The following is an 18,687-nucleotide window of genomic DNA, read 5'->3' as shown; positions in this document are numbered from 1 at the left end:
CTGCTTCCCTTGACCTTACATTTCCTCTAATTCCTTCCCTTTTGTTTCCCTGACCAAAAAAGCTACAAAAAAGATAGAAATTGCTGATGCGACTGTATAAATAGCATAAGCAGAGCCTAATCCAAAGGACTTGAGTAAGGGTGGAAATGTAGTGGAAACAATAAAGTTAGCAATCCACTGAACTGCTGCTGCGAGAGAAAGGGCTGCGGCGCGAATTTTATTGTTAAATATCTCGCCCAACAACACCCAAACCATTGGTCCCCAAGAAAACCCAAAACAAACAACGTACAAGTTTGCAGCCACAAGAGCAATAATTCCTGACGAACCGGGTAGAGTAGGATTGCCTGTAGCGGGATTAATCGCAGCGTGCCCAAATACATACGCTAAGGTTCCCAAAGTTATGGTCATCCCGATTGAACCAACTATGAGTAGAGGCTTACGACCGGCTTTGTCAACGAAGGCGATCGCAATTAAGGTCGTTAAAATATTGACAACTCCAGTAATCGCGGTAATTAGCAAGGAATTTTTTTCTGAGAATCCAACTGCTTGCCACAAAACACTGCTGTAGTAGAAAATCACATTGATACCCACGAACTGCTGGAGAATAGACAGCCCCATCCCAATCCAAACGATTGGTAGCAATCCTCCGCTTCGACTCAACAGATCTGAGAACTTGGGCTTCCTTTCTGTCAAAACAGTTTGGCGAATCTCTTCTACTTTTGCTCTGATATCACCGCCTTCGATTTCTCCTAAAACTTTAGCCGCTTCGTCATACCTTTTTTGTGCAACTAAGTATCTAGGTGATTCAGGAATCATCAAAGCAGAAACTCCATACACAACTGCAGGAGGAACTTCCGTCCATAACATCCAACGCCATGCAGGAATTCCAAACAACAGAGTTCCTTCTGCTGAACCCCCTGAAATCAAGGCAATAAAGTAGTCACTAAGTAGAGCTAGAAAAATTCCTATAACAATTGCTAGCTGCTGTAATGAACCCAGTCTCCCGCGTAAATCCGCTGGTGCAACCTCCGCAATATAAGCAGGCGCAATGACACTCGCCATCCCAACAGCAATTCCCCCCAATGTCCGCCAAAAAATAAAGTCCCAAATACCAAAGGCAATTCCAGAACCAAAACCGCCCACTGTGAATAACACCGCAGCAGCTAACATTGTTCTGATGCGACCTTGTCTATCTGCAAGTGGTCCTGCTATAAATGCCCCCACAGCAGACCCTAGTAACGCACAGGATACGGCAAAACCTGTCATTACACTATTGGCATTAAACGCCTTTGACAAAGCCGTAACGGCACCGTTAATCACCGCTGTATCGAAACCGAACAAAAAGCCACCTAGTGCGGCAGCGCCAGAAATTGTAATAACAAAAGAAACATTTTTTCTGCTTCTAATAGCTGGTTCTCTTAATGTCATTTTTTCCTTTCTGTAGTAATTATTATTTGATTAAAACTAAATGAAGTTGCAAAAAAGTTATTCTTTGTTTACACTTGTAAACAAAGCAACAAAAGCTAGCTATTTAACCTGTTCAAAAATCAAAATACACCTCTTACTTCTAAGAGGCTGCTTGATTTCACAACTGACTGTCTCGTTTCCTAGCCTGAAGCATTGATGACAGAAACGAATTTAATTCGAGCATTTTTTTGAACAAATCAAATTAGTTCAAAAATGATCACATATCTCAGACGAAATATTACTTCATCGAGTTATGGTTATCTTTCATAAAATTAATATTAGTTCTTAATAGACCACATCTAACTAGATAGGTATATTTATAAAATCATGTGGATAGCAGTTGAAGCACACCTATGCTTATGATGGTTAGCTATACATAAATAGGGCATATGATTTTATCTTAATTTTGTACAGAAAGCAAAAAACAGTTACTTTAAGTTACAATATATATTCAGATACAAAACTTAGCAAAGCGGTCTTGAGGCTGCTGCTAGCGTAGTTTTAAGATTGTTTGTTACTCTTAGACTAAAGAGTTATCACTCCACTCTTCTAGGTACAGTTTAATGTCCACTGAATCTACTCCTTTGATAGAAACGTTTATCCCAGACCGCTTAGTCGGTTGGAGTATGGAGTTTATTGGGGCAGGTTATACAGGCTTGTTAGTCAAAAATGGTCGCCTCGTGCGGACATTGCTCCCAGGGCGTCATTTTACCTTTGCTTTACCATTACTAGAAGAAAGTGAACTGATGCTAGTAGACACTAAAATCCGCAACTTGGACATTGTGTCTCAGGGAGATTTTTTATCAAAAGACCAGTATTTAATTAACGTTTCGCTTAATGTAATGTATCAGGTGGTTGACCCTAAGAGGGTGGCCTTAGAATTATCTGAGCCCATTGCAGCCCTTATAAGTGCGGTCAAAGATACTCTGGGGCTAGCCATTGGCCAATTAAGTGTTGAACAATTAATAGCTCAAGGGAGAGCCCATATCCGGAGATCTATCCTTGAAAATACCGAAGTTTCCTATTCTTTAGGCTTTTCTCTAGAAGATGTGCGGGTAAATGATATTAGCTTCCCTCAAGGTACTGGTATCATTCGTCAAGTCGAGGGTATGAGCGCTCGACAACAAGCTGAACATCAAGCAGCTTTACAAGCTCAGATAGCTCAAGCAGGTAGGCCTGACATTATATCACCGCCTGGACAACAAATCAATATTTTTTCTGGTCAAAAACCTAACTCTATTGACCCTGCTATCAATGCGATTTTAGAAGGGAAAAATGCTGCTATTGAAGGTCAAGCATATACTCAGCCCAGTCTTCCAACGAGAGATAGCTATACGCTTCCTCCAACAGTTATTGACCCACATTCTAAACCAGATCCAATAGCACGGTTAGTCAATAACTCTTCGGGCGCGATCGCTATTTTGTCAAATAGCCCTTTTACCATAGGGCGAGAACCTGTCAACACACTCGTTCTTGATGACAATCTTTCTTCTCGCCATCATGCCCAAATTCTTAAAGTCATCGATAAAGGTACAACTAAATACGAACTGATTGATCTAGGCAGTTCTAATGGCACTTTTGTAGATGGACAGCGACTAGTCCCAAAACAACCAGTTTCCCTAAATCCGGGAAACATCATCAAAATTGGTAGTCAGATATGGACGTTTGAAGTTGATCACCAAAAGAGTTGAAAGCGCAACCAAACCAAGTCTTTATAGAGATTCAAAGAATATTCGGCATGAACCAGTAGGGGCTTACGCTGTCGATTCAAGAACTAGTACACCTCGGCAGAAATAAGTAGACCATTTCAAATAGCCAAAAGCCTTGATATATAACAATTTTGACTTTTGACTTTTGACTTTTGACTTTCGCGAAGCGGTACTAGTGTTCATGCAAAACTTGGTGCAAGATGATCAACAATTCGTGGACGGTATAAGGCTTCGGTAAAAAAGCTGCGACTTTGGTTTGTGGGGTTTCCATGTACTGGAGATTTGAAATTAATCCGCTTGTGGCGATAATTTTGACAGCAGGATTCAGTTGCTTTAACGTACGGATTGCCGTTAGTCCATCCATCGTTGGCATCATCATATCCATCAGCACCACATCAATTTCATCACCATGTTGGGCATAAAGGGCGATCGCATCGATTCCATCGAAAGCTATGAGGGTTTTGTAATTGTATTCTGACAATGTGCTTTTCATCGATTGTTGAATTAACTTTTCATCATCCACAACCAAAACTAACTCCCCTTGCCCCATATGTAGCTGTTTTGCTTCAGTTGATTCAATCTTCAATTGATCTGTTTGGGCTGGTAAATAAACCTTAAAAGCTGTGCCTTTGACCACCTCACTGTAAACATTCACCCAGCCGCCGTGGTTTTTAACAATACCACGCACAGTAGACAGTCCCAGCCCAGTACCTTTTCCTAGTTCTTTGGTAGTGAAGAACGGATCAAAAATTCGCTCAAGGATTTCTTTTGGTATTCCCGTTCCCGTATCCGAAATTGTCACCACAACGTAGTCACCAACTTGAGCTTCTAGATCCATTTGGGTATAGGTCGAATCGATCACACAATTAGAAGCCACCAGGTTCAAAGTTCCGCCGTTCGGCATGGCATCGCGGGCATTAACGCACAGGTTCATGAATACCTGATGAAGTTGAGTCGCGTCACCAACCACCGTCCACAAATCTCTCGTTGAAACGTCCGAGTGAATGAGGATCTCTTTGGGAAACGTTTCAAGCGCGATCTTCGCTACTTCAAGCACCAAGTGCCCGATTTGCAGGCTCATTTTTCGCCCCTCGTTCCCGCGTCCAAAAGACAGAATCTGCTGAACTAAATCGGCGCCCCGACTAGCACTACTGTTAAGGATGCGCAGCATTTGATTAGTGCGTTCATCTGTGTTGGGAAATTTCCGTGGTAGCAGTTGTGCAACTGTTATAATCGGTGTAAAGATGTTGTTAAGGTCGTGAGCAATACCACTGGCGAGGATACCCACACTTTCTAGTCGTTGAACCCGCAAAAACTGAGCTTCCAGTTGTTTCTTTTGGGTAATATCTGTACTTACGACCAGAATAGCTTTCGGTTGTCCCACTTCATCGCGCACCAGCGCCCAACGACTTTCCACGATAATTTCTCTACCAGTTTTGGTGACTTGCTCTAACTCACCTTGCCAAGAACCTTGTCCGATAGTAGTCTCAAGTCCTACTTTTAGTTGCGATAATGATTCTCTAGAGAAGATTTCGTCAGCTTTTTTGCCAAAACTTTCCTGTGCTGTCCAACCGTACAAGCGCTCAGCGCCTCGACTCCAAAACAGAATGCAATTTTCTAAATCATGGACAAAAATCGCATCGGTAGCAACATCAATTAAGGCAGCTTGTTCATAGATTTTTTCCTGGGCTAATTTGCGCTCACTGATATCAAAAACCATCCCTATCATCCGCACTGCTTGACCAGACTCGTCATAAAGTCCTCGACCCCTAACCATTACCCAATGATTGCTACCATCAGGATGAACCACACGATAATCAATTTCGTATTTCGTCTGGTTAGCCAGAGCATAGTTAATTGCCTGTTCAACTTGGTCAATGTCTTGAGGATCAACGCGATCGCGCCAGATCTGATAACTGGGTTGAACAGAGTTTGGTATTAAACCGAGTAAACGATAGTGATTCACGTTCCAGGTTATTTCACCTGTAGTGAGATCCCAGTCCCAAAGACCAGTGTTGGTCAAATCCAGAACAAGCCTGCGCTGCTCCTCACTTTCGAGCAAGGCGGCTTGTTCTCGTTTGCTAGCGGTGATATCTTGAAAAACACAGATAAAATATTCTAGTTCACCCGACGAAGAGTGAACTACTGAGAAGTTTAAATTAATCCAAATATGAGTATTGTCTCGACGAAGATAACGTGTTTCTACACAATAGGTTTGGCTTTCACTAGCCAATATTCGGACAACGGACTTCCAATCTAGATTCCCCTTGTCAGGATGTATGATCTGTTTGAAAGTTAGCAGATTCAATTCTTCAGGCGTATAACCTAAAATGTCACAAAGATTTTGGTTGACTAGTAACCATTGTCCATCTAGTCCTATGTGTGCTGTACCAATAAGTAAACAGCGCCGCAGCATCTTCCAAATACCAGCATCAAACATCCAACCCCCAGAGCGTCCCTGGATCATTTCTGCTTCTCGTCCAGGAATTGGCTGGGATTGTGGTGTCTTTTTTTGCGTGAAGAATTTGTAGTTCATTTGTGAAACTCCCAGCCCTTGCGGGCAAAAAAGGAAGGTGGCGAATCAGTTATCAGTTATCAGTTATTAGGAGCAGCAGCAGCTATCTATTAACACTGCACCATATACCTTGATTACTGATAACTGTTTACTGTTCACTGAATAGTGGTGGAGCGGGACTCGAACCCGCAACCTCTCGAACCCTAATCGATAACCTTCATTCTTCGTCCTTTACAGGCAAGGGGTGAACAAAGATGTAGCGCTCTGCCAATTGAGCTACCCACCACATGAGAATTAAAAACTTTTAACACAAAGAACTCAGGAGTCAGTAGTCAGGAGCCAGAATTTACCTAAGTAAGACTGGCTTATGAGTAAAGGGGTTTAAATCCCGATCGTCTATACGTTGTCTACAATTAATGGAGATCTGAATCACCAATGGATTCTGACTCCTGAATTCTGACTTCTGAATTCTTTTTTAATTGATTTTGGTGTAGCAAAGCGGGATTTGAACCCGCATCTCCAGCGAATCAAGGGGGGTAATCGTTAAAAGCGATAACCCTCAATTCTTTCGTCCTTTTCAGGCAAACGGCGCTCTACCGTTGAGCTATTTGCCACATACAAGTTTGATCCGTAAGTTTAGCTTTTGACCAAAGGGTTTTTACTAATGTTTTGATGAAGAATTAAGCAAGATAGTTAATGCTTTTTGACACTCTCTGTTCTATGAAGCAGCGAGTCTTAAGGCATTTCAGTCTTGATATCCTTCTTATAATACATTATGTATTATAAGACTACCTGGTGTCAAGTGGGTGGGAAATTATAGATCGAGATAGCCTATTATGCCGCTCCATCTTCCCCACTACATATAAATGTGTAAAGCTACAAATCTGCAAAAGCACGTCATCCTCAGAGAGGGCTGCGGCTCTCGTCAATTAGCGAAAGCTGCTGGGCAACAGCCGAATCACACCAAATGCTGTTGGCTTGGCTGTGTTGCCCGTTCGTGGTGTCGGTTTTATCTGTTCTTTCATGGCTGTTGGGATTTTTGACTCATGGCTCAGGAGTACGTAAGCAACTTTGAGGCGCTCGCGTGAGCGTATCACCCTCTAAGGTGTGCGTCGGTCTTAACTATGGGCATTCAACCGGACACGATAATGATGCGTTAAAATTAGGCTGTAAATAAGACCGGTGATTCTCATCTATGGCAGATCGTTCTAGTTCACCTCCAGCATCTTTTGAATTGCTGCTTCATGAAATTGAGGCAACTCCTAGAGAGTACTGGGGAGATTTACTAGATACTTTGCGCCAGTTTCGACAAAAGATTACATCAACCGCCCCACCTGTGATCAATATTGAGCAAGCACGGAAAAATCAAGCTGCAATCGATCTTCTAGATTCTTGGCTGGATGAAGATGAGGATGCATCTGAACATCAGCAAGCTTGGGATTTTTTGAAAACTGCTCTCGACGAAGATCGATTATCTGATCGCCCCCTATTCCCATGAATCGTTTGATTTTGCTGGATGCTGGACCACTCGGAATGGTAACGAATCCCAAAGCTAAAGGCTTCCCCTCGATTGCCAACTATGGCTAAAATCCCTCTTGCGGCGGGGAGAGCGGGTTGCTATTCCTGAGATTTCAGATTATGAAGTTCGTCGTGAACTTCTCCGCGCAGGTCTGTTGCCAAGTTTGCGGAGGCTTGACAAATTGAAGCAAACGCTCGATTACATCCCAATTCAAACAGAGACTATGCTTTTGGCGGCTGAATTGTGGGCACAGGTGAGGAAAACGGGACAGCCCACCGCAGATCCCAAAGCGTTAGATGGGGATGTAATTCTCTCTGCTCAGACTCGCCTTCTATGCAATGAGGCAAAAGAAGTGATTGTTGCGACAACGAACGTGTCTCATCTGTCTCGCCTTGTTACAGCGTTGGACTGGCAATCCATCGTCTAAGATGAGACGTCGGGCTTCTAGCTGATTAGCTAAGCTTTTAGTCCAAACTCCAGATTGGGAAGTTTGCCAGGAAAATTTCGGCAAAAAATCACAAGCTGTAAACAAGAGCGCCAATTTTTGCCAAGATGATATTATAATTTTCCGAGAAGCCTTTTGGCAAAAATCGGCATGAGTGAAAAAACAATAGAAAGCTACGGCAAGGGTTTTCTCGTTCTACTTTTGCCAATCTCGTTTTTAATCATTTTCCTTGTTGCCACTTGGAAAATTTGGCTAGCGGGAATCCTACTAGTCTTATTTTTCAACCTCTGGCAGTACTATAAATGGCAAAAATGGTGTGTCGAAGTTAACCCGATCTTTAACCAACTGGTTCGGGAAAACCAAGGGAAGATTACACCAATTGACTTGGCAATCAAGGGAAATTTTTCTGGAGAGAAAGCAAAACGTTACCTACTGAATAAGGCAAGGGAGTTTGGCGCAAGCGCTCTTGGCTCTGAAAATGACGGTCAAGTGTACTACTTTATGACTGCTAGTGCTTTGGGCAGCATACTTGATAGTAGTGAGCCGCCTAAAGAACTTCCTCCTCATCCAGTAGCTAGCGTTTTACCACTTTTAGAACCACCAGAGCTTAAGCACGAGCAGGAACAAGAGCAAGAACAAGAAACAGAATCACCACCACCACAGACAACTTACGAGGAAGTAAAACAACCACTGGAAAAACAGTTGGTTTTTGGCTCTCTGATTCAATCTGAGCTTGCTAAACGGTTAAATGTTTATTCAAGCACAGTTTATAAGCGTAGAGAAGATCCAGATTTTCCGGAGTGGAGTCGAGGTAAAGATCCAGACGGCATTGCTTGGGCATACTCTAGAAAAACTAAGGAGTTTTTTCCGCAAGAAGACAAAAAAAGTTAGAAGGCAAACCCAGCTATCAACTCCATAAAGATGGCACAAAGCCCTAAATACCGAGATAGAGTCGGATTATGTAAACAATCCGACTCTATCGTTCTCCCAATCTTAAAAGCAAAAAGGTTAACCGATATTGGTTTTATTTTTTATACCTACAGCCTCAGAAATAGAATTTAACCCACTTTGTTCTAATAAAGAGATTAGACCTTTAAGAATATGGCGTACCATGAGAGGACCTTCATAAATCCACCCTGTGTAAACTTGGATTAAGCAAGCGCCAGCAGTAATCTTCTCCCAAGCATCTTCAGGGGTAAAAATACCGCCAACACCAATAATTGGGATTTGTCCTTGAGTCTGCTCCCAAATAAACCGAATGACTTGTGTAGAGCGATCGCGTAACGGCGCACCACTAATACCACCAGCTTCTTCTTGGACGGGTTTACCGGTTTGAGTTATTGTTTGGGTTAACAGTCCATCCCGGCGAATGGTGGTGTTAGTAGCAATAATGCCAGCTAGTTGATAATTTTTAGCCAGGGTTAGAATGTCAGCGATCGCTTCCCATTCCAAATCTGGAGCTATCTTGACAAATAGAGGTTTGTGTGAATCATTTTCCTCTTGTATAGCGTTCAAGATAGAACTTAACATAGCCGCATCTTGGAGCGATCGCAAACCTGGGGTATTTGGGGAAGATACATTAACAACAAAATAATCCCCATAATTTTTAAGTAAGCGAAAACTACTCAGATAATCCTTTCCAGCTTCTTCTAGGGGTGTCACCTTTGATTTACCTAAATTTATCCCTATAGGTATTGATAGGGTTAACTCCTTATTAACCTGTGCTAACCTTTCTGCCATTGCATTGGCTCCACCGTTATTAAAACCCATACGGTTAAGTGCTGCCTTGTCGGAAGGTAAGCGAAACAATCTAGGACGAGGGTTTCCTGGCTGTGCTAGAGAAGTGACAGTTCCTACTTCTGCAAAACCAAAACCAAGACTTGACCAAATTGGAGTTGCTACACCATCTTTGTCAAACCCAGCTGCTAAACCTACAGGATTAGGAAAGTGTAAGCCAAAAAGATTTTGTTCCAAACGCGAATCACGTAGACATAAAGATCGCTGTAAGCTGCTTTTGATCGAACTAACAGGTGGACGATAGGACGTCTGTCCGAGCCAGCTTAAACTACGAATTGTCTGCTGATGTAACCACTCTGGATCTGTTTTGAGTACAGAGAATAAAAGTGGACGAACTAAAAGTTGATACAGATTATTCAATTTCGTTTATTTTGGGCATCTTATATAGTAACAAGTTAACCTAACCGATAATCAGATGGGGCAGCCAAAAAAGCGAGACGCCGCCGAGCAACAGATCCTTCCATTAGCACGTGTTCTCCAAAGCTTGCGAGAAGAAGATCATGTTGACGTTCTGATTGAAACTACTATTTCTTATCTCAAGGAACACTTTAACTACAGCCTCATTTGGATTGCTTTATATGATCGCCTCAACCACATACTAATTGGGAAAGGTGGTATCACACCTAGTAAGGACACCGCTGTTTTACAACAAAGATTGGTTCTTAGTCCAGGTGATCTATTAGAGCAAGTGGTTATATCCCAAAATCCTTTGGGATTAGCGGATTTAAGAACCGAAAAGCGTGCACAAGAATGGCTAGATCTCGCACACAAGTTTAATATTCAGGGCACGATTATTTTACCAATCCGCTATAAAGACCGCTGTTTAGGATTAGTGCTGCTAGGTTCGAGGCGCTGGGGCTACCTACTAGCTGGTGAAGCAAAGGCACGACTAATGATGGTTTTGGGTGAACTGGGAGCAGCCCTTTACCGGATTGAAATAGAGTTGCATCATCAGCAGACTAGGCGTGCTGATGAGCCGTTACTGGAGTTACTAGAAAATTTACGTACTTTACCGAACCTAACTCAAAAATTAGAAGCAGTAGTACAAGCCACTCATAAATTTGTGCTACCTACCCGTACAAATATTTACTGGTTTGAGCCACAAAAGCGCTACTTTTGGTTGCGAGTAAGTAATCAGCTTCCTAATTTGGTATTGGGAAGCAACAATCAACAAGCAGTACCAGGAATGACGGTGCAGGAGTTGAGCGACTTTTATTATGCTTTATCAGTTAATCAAATTGTTTCAATTGGGGAAGGGCGTAGTTCTCTCAAAAGTTATTTCACAGGCAAGCTTTTAGAACGCCTACGAGTGCGATCAATTTTAGTAGCGCCCATCATTTGGCAAAAGGACTTGCTTGGTTTTCTTGCTATGGAATCTAAAGAACCTAGGATTTGGACTGAAGCTGACAAAAACTTTGTCAAAGGTGCTGCTGGGTTAGTCTCTTTAGCCATTCCTGGTGAAGGAATGGAAACCACTATCAAAAAAATTAAGCAAGATGCTCAATTAACTAGTCAAATTGCTCAGGCTATTTATAATGAGCATGACCTTGAAGAAGTTTTACGCAATTGTGCAGCAAAAGTTTTAGAGCGATTTAGCGCTACACGGTTTTTACTATTACAGTACAATCACCAACAAAATAAGTATGACATTTTTTACCAGACTCAACCGTATAATAAAAAGCCTCTGACATTTGCTTTCGACGAGATAAAGCAAGTAGATTGTGAACTTTTGCAACAAACAAAAGAAGCAGTCAGTATTGAAAACTTAGAAGAAGATTTACAGTTTTTTAACTGGCGTTCTCCTTTGCTGGAAAAGGGTGTGCGATCGCTTCTGATTAGTAACTGTGGTCAAACTTATATTCCAGTACCAGAAGCACTTTTGCTGATTGGAAATGATGTCAATCGTTGTTGGACAACGCTAGAAAAGCAACTACTACAAGTTATCAGTAGGCAGATTGGTGTAACTATCCGTCAATGGCAACTTCACCAGCACAATCAGCAGCAGCAGAAAATTTTGCTGAGCTTTCACAAAAACCTTAGTAGTCTTAAACACGCACAAAGTGCAAATACCAAGCCTATACGGCACTTGGAATGCACAACGATGGAACAAATAGCATCTGTTCTTAACTGTCCTTTGGTAGTACTGCTATCTTGGATGCCTGGAGACGATGTAGCTGAGATTATACCTGGAGTTATCTCGAATAATCAGTTTACTATTGTTTCTGATACACCTATCCCACTGAAAAGTGAAGTATTGATTCAGCGAACACTTAGCACGGATGGTTTATTACCTCTAACAATAAATGATTTACCTCCCAATACAAAAAAATGGCTGAGTGGGCAAAGTATTGGTCAAATTTTGGTTATGGTATTACGTACTGCTGCTAATTATGAACCTACTGGTTTAATCCTAATAGCAGACCATTTAGAACGTCAGTGGCCACAACAAAGTTTTACAGCTATAGAAACATTAGTAACTCAACTAGCGTGGTTCCGCCGTAATTTACAAATTACCCAAATTCTCCAGTCAAAAACTGAAGAATTACAACAACTGAATTGGTACAAGCACCGTCGTTTAGAGAATCTTGAAACAAAGGTAACATTGTTAGTAGAACAAATACATAATTTGGGAATCCGTGATAAAGAACTGACTTATGTCCATTACCAACAACTGCGACGGCAATTAGACAATACAACCGCCGCAATGAGTACCTTGATGAAACTTGAGCAATGGCAGTTTCGTATTAACCAGGAAATAATGCCAATTAGGAGTTTAATTAAGCGAGTACTGGAAAGAGTTGAGAACTTACTGCAACAGAAAAAATTATGGGTTGGTGTTCATGGTTTGGGACAACAATCCCTAGATCAGGTATCAGAAAAAACCTATATACAAAAGCCATCTTCACCTGAAAATTCCAGATACCAAGCGCTGGCTATCTCCGGGGATGTCATCAAAATAGAACTAATACTCTATGAATTATTGGAAACTGCTTGTGAACGTTCCACTGTCGGAGGCAGAATTGATATTTGGTGCCGCAGAGCCGATGAGCGTTCACTGGAAATGTCAATTACAGACAACGGCGTGATTGAGCCGCAGCTACTATCTCAGCTACAGCAACAAACATTTCAAGATATGCTTACTCCTTCCGTTTTCGAGCAATCGCTAGGACTACATTTACTAATTTGCCAAAGACTCATGCAACAAATTGGAGGATCATTACATTTCTATCAGTTACCAGATGGTCGAGTTGTCAGCTTATTGCTACTACCATTAGCAGTTCAAGTATAGCAAGGAATAGGAGCATACAAGTATGCTAAAACCAGCCTAAGTTTTCAGCCTTAAGTAAAGCTACTATTAGAAAAGCATGAAAATGAGTCAGGATTCAGGAGTCAGCATTGAATCCTAAATCCTAAATTCTTCTTTGGTAAGATTTTTATGCTGAAGAGTATCAGATGTAACTGTTATCTACACTACAGAAATAAAATCCTAATTTGCAATTACCATGGGACGTGTTCGTTCTAAATCTGATCTACCAACAAAAATCTGTCCGGTATGTCAACGCCCTTTTAGGTGGCGCAAGAAATGGGAAGATTGTTGGAACGACGTGAAATATTGCTCAGAACGTTGCCGAAGGAGACGTTCTGAAGCTAAAAATGAGACAAATCCTGATTAATACACAAACAATATCAAGGGGAAATGGCTTTACAAGTGCAACCTAAATTAATTATTCATGGCGGGGCTGGTAGTTCCCTAAAAAGTAAAGGAGGCGTTGAGGTAGTGCGCCGTTCACTTTATCCAATTATTGAAGAAGTGTATTCTTTACTACTATCGGGATTAAGTGCCACACAGGCTGTTGTACGGGGTTGTCAATTGTTAGAAGATGACCCCTGCTTTAATGCTGGTACTGGTTCAGTGCTTCAATCAGACGGTCAAGTCCGTATGAGTGCTTCTTTAATGGATGGTGTTTCTCGCAGTTTTAGTGGTGTGATTAATGTATCGCGGGTTAGAAATCCTATTGATTTAGCACAATTTTTACAAACATCTCCTGATCGAGTTTTGTCAGATTTTGGTGCAGCAGAACTAGCTCGTGAGTTGCAAATTCCTAGCTACAACTGTTTAACTGAGTTGCGATTGCAAGAGTGGATACAAGAGCGTCAAGACAATTTTAAACGGACTATGGCAGGAGTGGTCGCAGAAGAAGAGTTACTGGAAACGAGTAATGCGCGACGTGGTACTATCGGTGTTGTTGCTTTAGATACAAATGGAAAGCTTGCTTCTGGTACTTCTACGGGTGGCAAAGGATTTGAGCGAATTGGCCGTGTCAGTGATTCTGCCATGCCAGCAGGAAACTATGCTACAGAGTACGCAGCTGTGAGCTGTACGGGAATTGGAGAGGACATTATTGACGAGTGTTTAGCAGCACGAATTGTGGTCCGTGTCACTGACGGTATGTCCCTCCAAGAGGCGATGGAGCGCACGTTTACAGAAGCAAGTAAACATCATCGGGATTTTGGCGCGATCGCCCTTGACGCACAAGGTGCGATCGCTTGGGGGAAAACCAGTCAAGCTCTCCTCGCCGCTTATCATAACGGTAACAAAATAGGTGATACCTTGGAACTTGTTGTTGGGACAGAAGTCGGCTGTATCAATGATTAATGGTTGTAAATGACCAACAACCAACTCAACTTTCCTTCGTTTTATCCTTTTTGCTCCAACCTGGTTTCACAACTTGACGGGCACGAGCAATGACTAGACAATCATCAGGAACATCTTTTGAAATTGTGGAACCAGCTGCTACATAAACGTTATTCCCCAAAGTTAAGGGAGCAATTAAAACGCTATTGGAGCCTGTACTAGTATGATTGCCTAAGATGGTACGATGTTTTTTCACACCATCATAGTTTGCAGTGATTGTGCCTGCGCCGATATTTACACGATTTCCAGCAGTGGTATCGCCTAGATAAGCTAAATGAGCGACGTTAGTGCGATCGCCCAGCTTTGTGTTTTTTAATTCTACAAAATTACCTATACGGCAACTGTTACCCACTTCAACATGACCACGTAAATGGGCATAAGGACCAACCCGAGTTCCTTCTTGCACAATACTATCTGTCACCACCGAATACTGCACTGTAACATTTTCGCCTAACTGACTATTTTCTACTAAACTCCCAGGACCAATACGACTTCCTGTTTTAATCGATGTATTCCCGCGTAGGTGAGTTTGAGGTTCAATAATGATATCGGGTTGTAATTCTACTGTTTCATCTATTGTGACACTGGTAGGGTCAATCAAAGTAACACCAGCTGCCATCCATTTTTCTTTGACTCGCTTTTGTAAAATTTCGTAAGCTGTCGCCAGTTGTAAGCGATCATTTATTCCAAGAATTTCTTGGTAATCCTTGACATCGACAGCCATAACTGGTTCCATCTGGCTTACAACATCAGGTAAGTAATACTCTTTTTGAGCATTGTTTGGCTGTAAATGTGGTAAAACCTTTGCTAAACTCGGCCAGTTAAAGCAATAGATTCCAGCGTTAATGCGGCAATTTTGTCTTTGCTCAGGAGTGCAATCTTTATCTTCGATAATTTTTTGGACAATATTATCACTATCACAAAAAACGCGCCCATAGCCTTTAGGCTCACTCAGCTGAGCCGTGAGGAGTGTTGCGGCATTTTGATGGGTTTGATGAACTTTTACAAGTTCTTCGAGGGTTTGTGTACGCAACAGAGGGACGTCCCCGGATAATACTAGTAAATCACCGGTATAGTTTTCTAGATGAGGAAGTAATTGCTGAATAGCATGACCTGTTCCCAGTTGTTCAGTCTGTTCAACAAACTCAATGTCTAGGATTGACTGCATAGCTGCTTTCACTTCAAGAGCCTGATATCCTACAATCACTATCTGTTTTAAAGGTAAAAGTGATTTTGAATTGTTAAGAACTCTTTCGATTAGCGTTTGTCCACCCAAAGAATGCAAAACCTTGGGTAGATTTGACTTCATCCGTGTTCCGCGTCCTGCCGCTAAAATTGCTACAATTATCATACTTAGCTATTGGCTTTGAGTGAATTGCGATGAATGTGCTGACTTATTTGAGTTTAGGCCCATAATGATACCAGTTCATCCTCAAAACTCTCAATAAAAGCTAGTACAACATGGCGTGAATAAACCTAGCCGTACCGGACCCTTCTTTCAGACGTTGTAGGGGATTTTTTATTTTCGGGCGGCGTTTAGCTCTGATAAGAGTTAATAAATTCGATAAATTGTCTCATTAGTGTAGGATTGCGCCAACCCTTGCTTGTTTCTTCCTGCATAACCGCAATTGCTTCGTCTTTAGTGAAAGCTCTTTTGTATGGTCGCTCACTTGTTAGGGCATCATAAATATCAATTATTTGAAAAACTTGTGCTAGGTAAGGAATCTCATCTCCAACAAGTCCATCAGGATAGCCCGATCCATCCCAACGTTCGTGATGATGGCGAATAATAGGAATCACACCACGCATGGTACGCAATGGCTTGCAGATTTTTTCTCCAATCAAAACATGTGCTCTCATAATTTCCCACTCTTGAGCGGTTAGTTTACCTCTGTTGAGTAGCACTTCATCAGGAATACCTACCTTACCGATATCATGAAGATAACCACCCCACATTAAATCTCTAATTTGAGAACGTGAAAAGTTGAGGTATTCCGCAAAAGCCCGTCCGAGTTTTACCAAACGTTCGCAGTGATCTCCAGTATTTGAATCTCGACTTTCAATTGCTTGCGCAATTGAAAACAAGACTTGTTCAGCATGATCTAAATCTTCATTTAGACGCTTCTGTTGTACTAAGGACTTTACCCTAGCTGCTAGTTCTACACGGTCAAATGGTTTAGTAATAAAATCATCTGCGCCTATTTCAATTCCCCGAATACGCGATCGCCTATCATTCAAAGCGGTGATGATAATGACGGGGATAAGTCTAGTCTGCTCATTCTGCTTGAGTAACTGGCAGACTTCAAACCCATTCATTCCGGGCATCATCACATCCAATAAAATTAAATCCAATTGCTTTTGCCTAACATATTCTAAAGCGGAGTAACCACTTTCTGCCTCTATAACTTCATAACCCTCCATTTTTAAGAGAGCAACAGCAGTCATACGACTTGTGGTATGGTCATCAACCACTAAAACCCTTGGCGCATCTAGATCAAAGCCATTTACTGTAGAACCATTCTCTTGCACTGTTCTAGCAAATAAGGAAGTCTTTCTATAATTAACACATGGGTTTGCTAAAGGAAATGAAGCTTCATCGCTTGCTAGAGTTAAGCCCGGCTCAGATAAATCTGAGGCATAACCCGCTGCATTTTTGAATACTATAGGCTCGTTAAACCCATTAATAACTTGTTCGGTAGAGCCTGTATACTTGGATTGTAATTGCACCACAAAGGTACTCCAATTTTGAAAAACAGTTAAAAATGTCCAGTTTTAAATCTAGTTTAGTACTAGACTATATTTCATTCTGAGTTTTCCCCAGGAAAAGGTATATTTATGCTTAATGTTTTTATCATACATAGCATAGTTTTTTTATTTTTTCCTAAAATATAACAATCTTGATGTAACGAAAGCGAGAGTTGTTTAATAAACTCAATAGTCCATAATTGAGGACACTGGGGTGGTGAAAAGGGATCTAGAAAAATAGCGTGACAGCGAAAATTAGATTGGTTCACTAACTGGATTGATTGTCTGGCATCACCAATTATTAACTTTGCTGTACATCTTTCTGTTTGTACGTACTGCTCATGAGCAAGCTGCGCCAAAATCTCGCCACACTCGCTTGCCCAACTGTTGAATAAGTTATGTTTAATTGCAGCTTGCGGCACAGCTGGATTAATTTCCAAACCAATGACTTCTACATAACAGTTAGGGTTTACTGCCCAAATAGTTTGCAAAGCTGCTGCTGTATTGTATCCTAACCCGTAACAAACATCTAAAAGTCGTAACATTGGTTGAGTGGCTACTTTTGCCAGTTGTGTAGAATCTACAAACTTGAGCAAACTTTCCTGTCGTGCGCCATAATGGCTATGAAATAATTCATTGAATTCTTGGGAAAAGAAGGTAAAAGAACCATCTGCTGTGGCTTTTGGGATAAAGCTTTCTATATTAGACATAAACAGTGTTGAGATAACAGGGAGCCTAATAATGAAGCTACCATCTAAAATTAATTTTGCTTTGCGCTACTGACAATTAACAACTTACAACACACGCCCAGCAACTGAAGTACAATGCTTTTGTCTAGAGGCTAGACGAAAAATTTCTGACTTCTGACTTCTGACTCCTGACTCCTGACTCCTAAGTTCTGAATTCTTTTCTATGACTGAAATTCCTTATGTTGTCTCTACTAAATGGCTGTTTGAACACCTTGAGGATCCTCAATTAGTTATTGTGGATTGTCGCTTTTCCCTTGCCGAGCCACAACTAGGACAACAACAGTACCAACTAGGCCATATAACTGGAGCTTACTATTTAAACTTAAATGAGGATCTTTCTAGTCCGATCACTGAGCACGGCGGTAGACACCCTTTACCTGATCCTGCTAGGTTAGCTGATAAGTTGTCAGATATTGGGGTTGATTTTCAAAAAACTTTGGTTGTGGCTTACGATGATTCTCGTTTTGCCTTTGCCTCTCGTTTATGGTGGTTATTACGTTATTTTGGACATGAGCAAGTGGCGGTACTAGATGGAGGTTTTAAGGAATGGCAAAGCGCCGGATATCCCGTCACGGACATAATTCCTAAATCTCGGAAAGCCACCTTTGTGCCTCAGCTACAAACGGACATGGTGGTGGATATTACCGCAGTAAAAAGTCGCAAAGATAATCCTGGAGTAGTTTTGGTAGATTCACGTGAAAGCGATCGCTACCTAGGTATAAGAGAACCCATTGATAAAATAGCTGGTCATATCCCTGGTGCTGTAAATTACCCTTGGTTAGAAGTTACAGATGCTACTGGCTCTCTACGTTCACCAGAAGAACAACGCCATCATTGGTCTGAGCTAAAAAATGCAGAAGAGATTTTTGTTTATTGTGGTTCTGGTGTGACTGCTTGTGTAAATTTACTATCTTTAGAAATAGCTGGGATTCATAAGGCTAAGCTTTATGCTGGTAGCTGGAGTGATTGGATTAGCTATTGAAGGGATTGGATATGGGGCATAGGGCATGGGGCATAGGGCATGGGGCATGGGGCATGGGGCATG

General features: G+C 41.7%; 14 protein-coding genes, 2 tRNA genes and 1 pseudogene. 8 read left to right on the top strand and 9 right to left on the bottom strand.

All coding sequences use genetic code 11. The features are described from left to right. Positions 1-15: 15 nt before the first annotated feature. Positions 16-1,428 (bottom strand): sugar porter family MFS transporter, encoded by a 1,413-nt coding sequence (locus tag G4P69_RS22295; protein WP_208339898.1) that lies wholly within the window; start codon positions 1,426-1,428, stop codon positions 16-18. Between the two features lie 602 nt (positions 1,429-2,030). Between G4P69_RS22295 and G4P69_RS22290 the strand changes: the two genes are divergently transcribed. After that, a complete protein-coding gene (locus G4P69_RS22290; protein WP_208339897.1) occupies positions 2,031-3,158 on the top strand; it encodes an SPFH domain-containing protein in 1,128 nt (375 codons plus the stop codon). 190 nt (positions 3,159-3,348) lie between these two features. Here the strand turns inward: G4P69_RS22290 and G4P69_RS22285 are convergent, their stop codons facing one another. The 4 genes from G4P69_RS22285 to G4P69_RS22270 form a co-directional block, all read right to left on the bottom strand. Then, on the bottom strand, positions 3,349-5,712 hold the full coding sequence (locus G4P69_RS22285; protein WP_208339896.1) for a hybrid sensor histidine kinase/response regulator: 2,364 nt from the start codon (positions 5,710-5,712) through the stop codon (positions 3,349-3,351). Positions 5,713-5,856: 144 nt separating this feature from the next. After that, a tRNA-OTHER gene (locus G4P69_RS22280) sits at positions 5,857-5,977 on the bottom strand. A gap of 200 nt (positions 5,978-6,177) precedes the next feature. Next, positions 6,178-6,306 (bottom strand) — tRNA-OTHER (locus G4P69_RS22275). A gap of 314 nt (positions 6,307-6,620) precedes the next feature. Continuing rightward, a complete protein-coding gene (locus tag G4P69_RS22270) occupies positions 6,621-6,788 on the bottom strand; it encodes a hypothetical protein (RefSeq protein WP_208339895.1) in 168 nt (55 codons plus the stop codon). A 98-nt stretch (positions 6,789-6,886) separates the two neighbouring features. On the opposite strand from G4P69_RS22270, the gene G4P69_RS22265 reads away from it, so the two are divergent. From G4P69_RS22265 to G4P69_RS22255, 3 genes are all read left to right on the top strand, one after another. Continuing rightward, positions 6,887-7,189, top strand: coding sequence for a hypothetical protein (locus G4P69_RS22265; protein WP_208339894.1), 303 nt, complete (start codon positions 6,887-6,889; stop codon positions 7,187-7,189). 97 nt (positions 7,190-7,286) lie between these two features. Continuing rightward, positions 7,287-7,637, top strand: coding sequence for a PIN domain-containing protein (locus G4P69_RS22260; protein ID WP_243903017.1), 351 nt, complete (start codon positions 7,287-7,289; stop codon positions 7,635-7,637). A 168-nt stretch (positions 7,638-7,805) separates the two neighbouring features. Further along, positions 7,806-8,546, top strand: coding sequence for a hypothetical protein (locus tag G4P69_RS22255; protein WP_208339893.1), 741 nt, complete (start codon positions 7,806-7,808; stop codon positions 8,544-8,546). Between the two features lie 117 nt (positions 8,547-8,663). On the opposite strand, the gene G4P69_RS22250 is transcribed toward G4P69_RS22255, so the two are convergent. Then, a complete protein-coding gene (locus G4P69_RS22250; protein ID WP_390692849.1) occupies positions 8,664-9,803 on the bottom strand; it encodes a quinone-dependent dihydroorotate dehydrogenase in 1,140 nt (379 codons plus the stop codon). A gap of 64 nt (positions 9,804-9,867) precedes the next feature. Here G4P69_RS22250 and G4P69_RS22245 point away from each other — a divergent pair, with 64 nt between their 5' ends. The 3 genes from G4P69_RS22245 to G4P69_RS22235 all read left to right on the top strand — a co-directional run bounded on the left by G4P69_RS22245 (position 9,868) and on the right by G4P69_RS22235 (position 14,109). Beyond that, positions 9,868-12,741, top strand: a complete 2,874-nt coding sequence (locus G4P69_RS22245; RefSeq protein ID WP_208339891.1) for a GAF domain-containing protein — start codon at positions 9,868-9,870, stop codon at positions 12,739-12,741. Between the two features lie 214 nt (positions 12,742-12,955). Continuing rightward, the gene (locus G4P69_RS22240; RefSeq protein WP_208339890.1) at positions 12,956-13,126 is read left to right on the top strand and encodes a DUF2256 domain-containing protein; all 171 of its coding nucleotides are present in this window, start codon (positions 12,956-12,958) and stop codon (positions 13,124-13,126) included. A gap of 23 nt (positions 13,127-13,149) precedes the next feature. Then, entirely contained in the window at positions 13,150-14,109 is a 960-nt protein-coding gene (locus G4P69_RS22235; RefSeq protein WP_208339889.1) for an isoaspartyl peptidase/L-asparaginase, read from the top strand. 25 nt (positions 14,110-14,134) lie between these two features. Here the strand turns inward: G4P69_RS22235 and glmU are convergent, their stop codons facing one another. From glmU to G4P69_RS22220, 3 genes and pseudogenes are all read right to left on the bottom strand, one after another. Beyond that, positions 14,135-15,499, bottom strand: coding sequence for a bifunctional UDP-N-acetylglucosamine diphosphorylase/glucosamine-1-phosphate N-acetyltransferase GlmU (gene glmU / locus G4P69_RS22230; protein ID WP_208339888.1), 1,365 nt, complete (start codon positions 15,497-15,499; stop codon positions 14,135-14,137). Between the two features lie 185 nt (positions 15,500-15,684). After that, positions 15,685-16,878, bottom strand: a complete 1,194-nt coding sequence (locus G4P69_RS22225; protein WP_208339887.1) for a response regulator — start codon at positions 16,876-16,878, stop codon at positions 15,685-15,687. A gap of 164 nt (positions 16,879-17,042) precedes the next feature. After that, positions 17,043-17,603 (bottom strand): annotated as a pseudogene (locus G4P69_RS22220) (tRNA (5-methylaminomethyl-2-thiouridine)(34)-methyltransferase MnmD); the annotation flags it as partial. Positions 17,604-17,805: 202 nt separating this feature from the next. Here G4P69_RS22220 and G4P69_RS22215 point away from each other — a divergent pair. Further along, on the top strand, positions 17,806-18,624 hold the full coding sequence (locus G4P69_RS22215; protein WP_208339885.1) for a sulfurtransferase: 819 nt from the start codon (positions 17,806-17,808) through the stop codon (positions 18,622-18,624). Positions 18,625-18,687 lie beyond the last annotated feature (63 nt).

This window comes from Aetokthonos hydrillicola CCALA 1050, assembly GCF_017591665.1.
GTDB lineage: Bacteria > Cyanobacteriota > Cyanobacteriia > Cyanobacteriales > Nostocaceae > Aetokthonos > Aetokthonos hydrillicola.
This window is presented reverse-complemented; position numbering and strand designations above follow the sequence as displayed.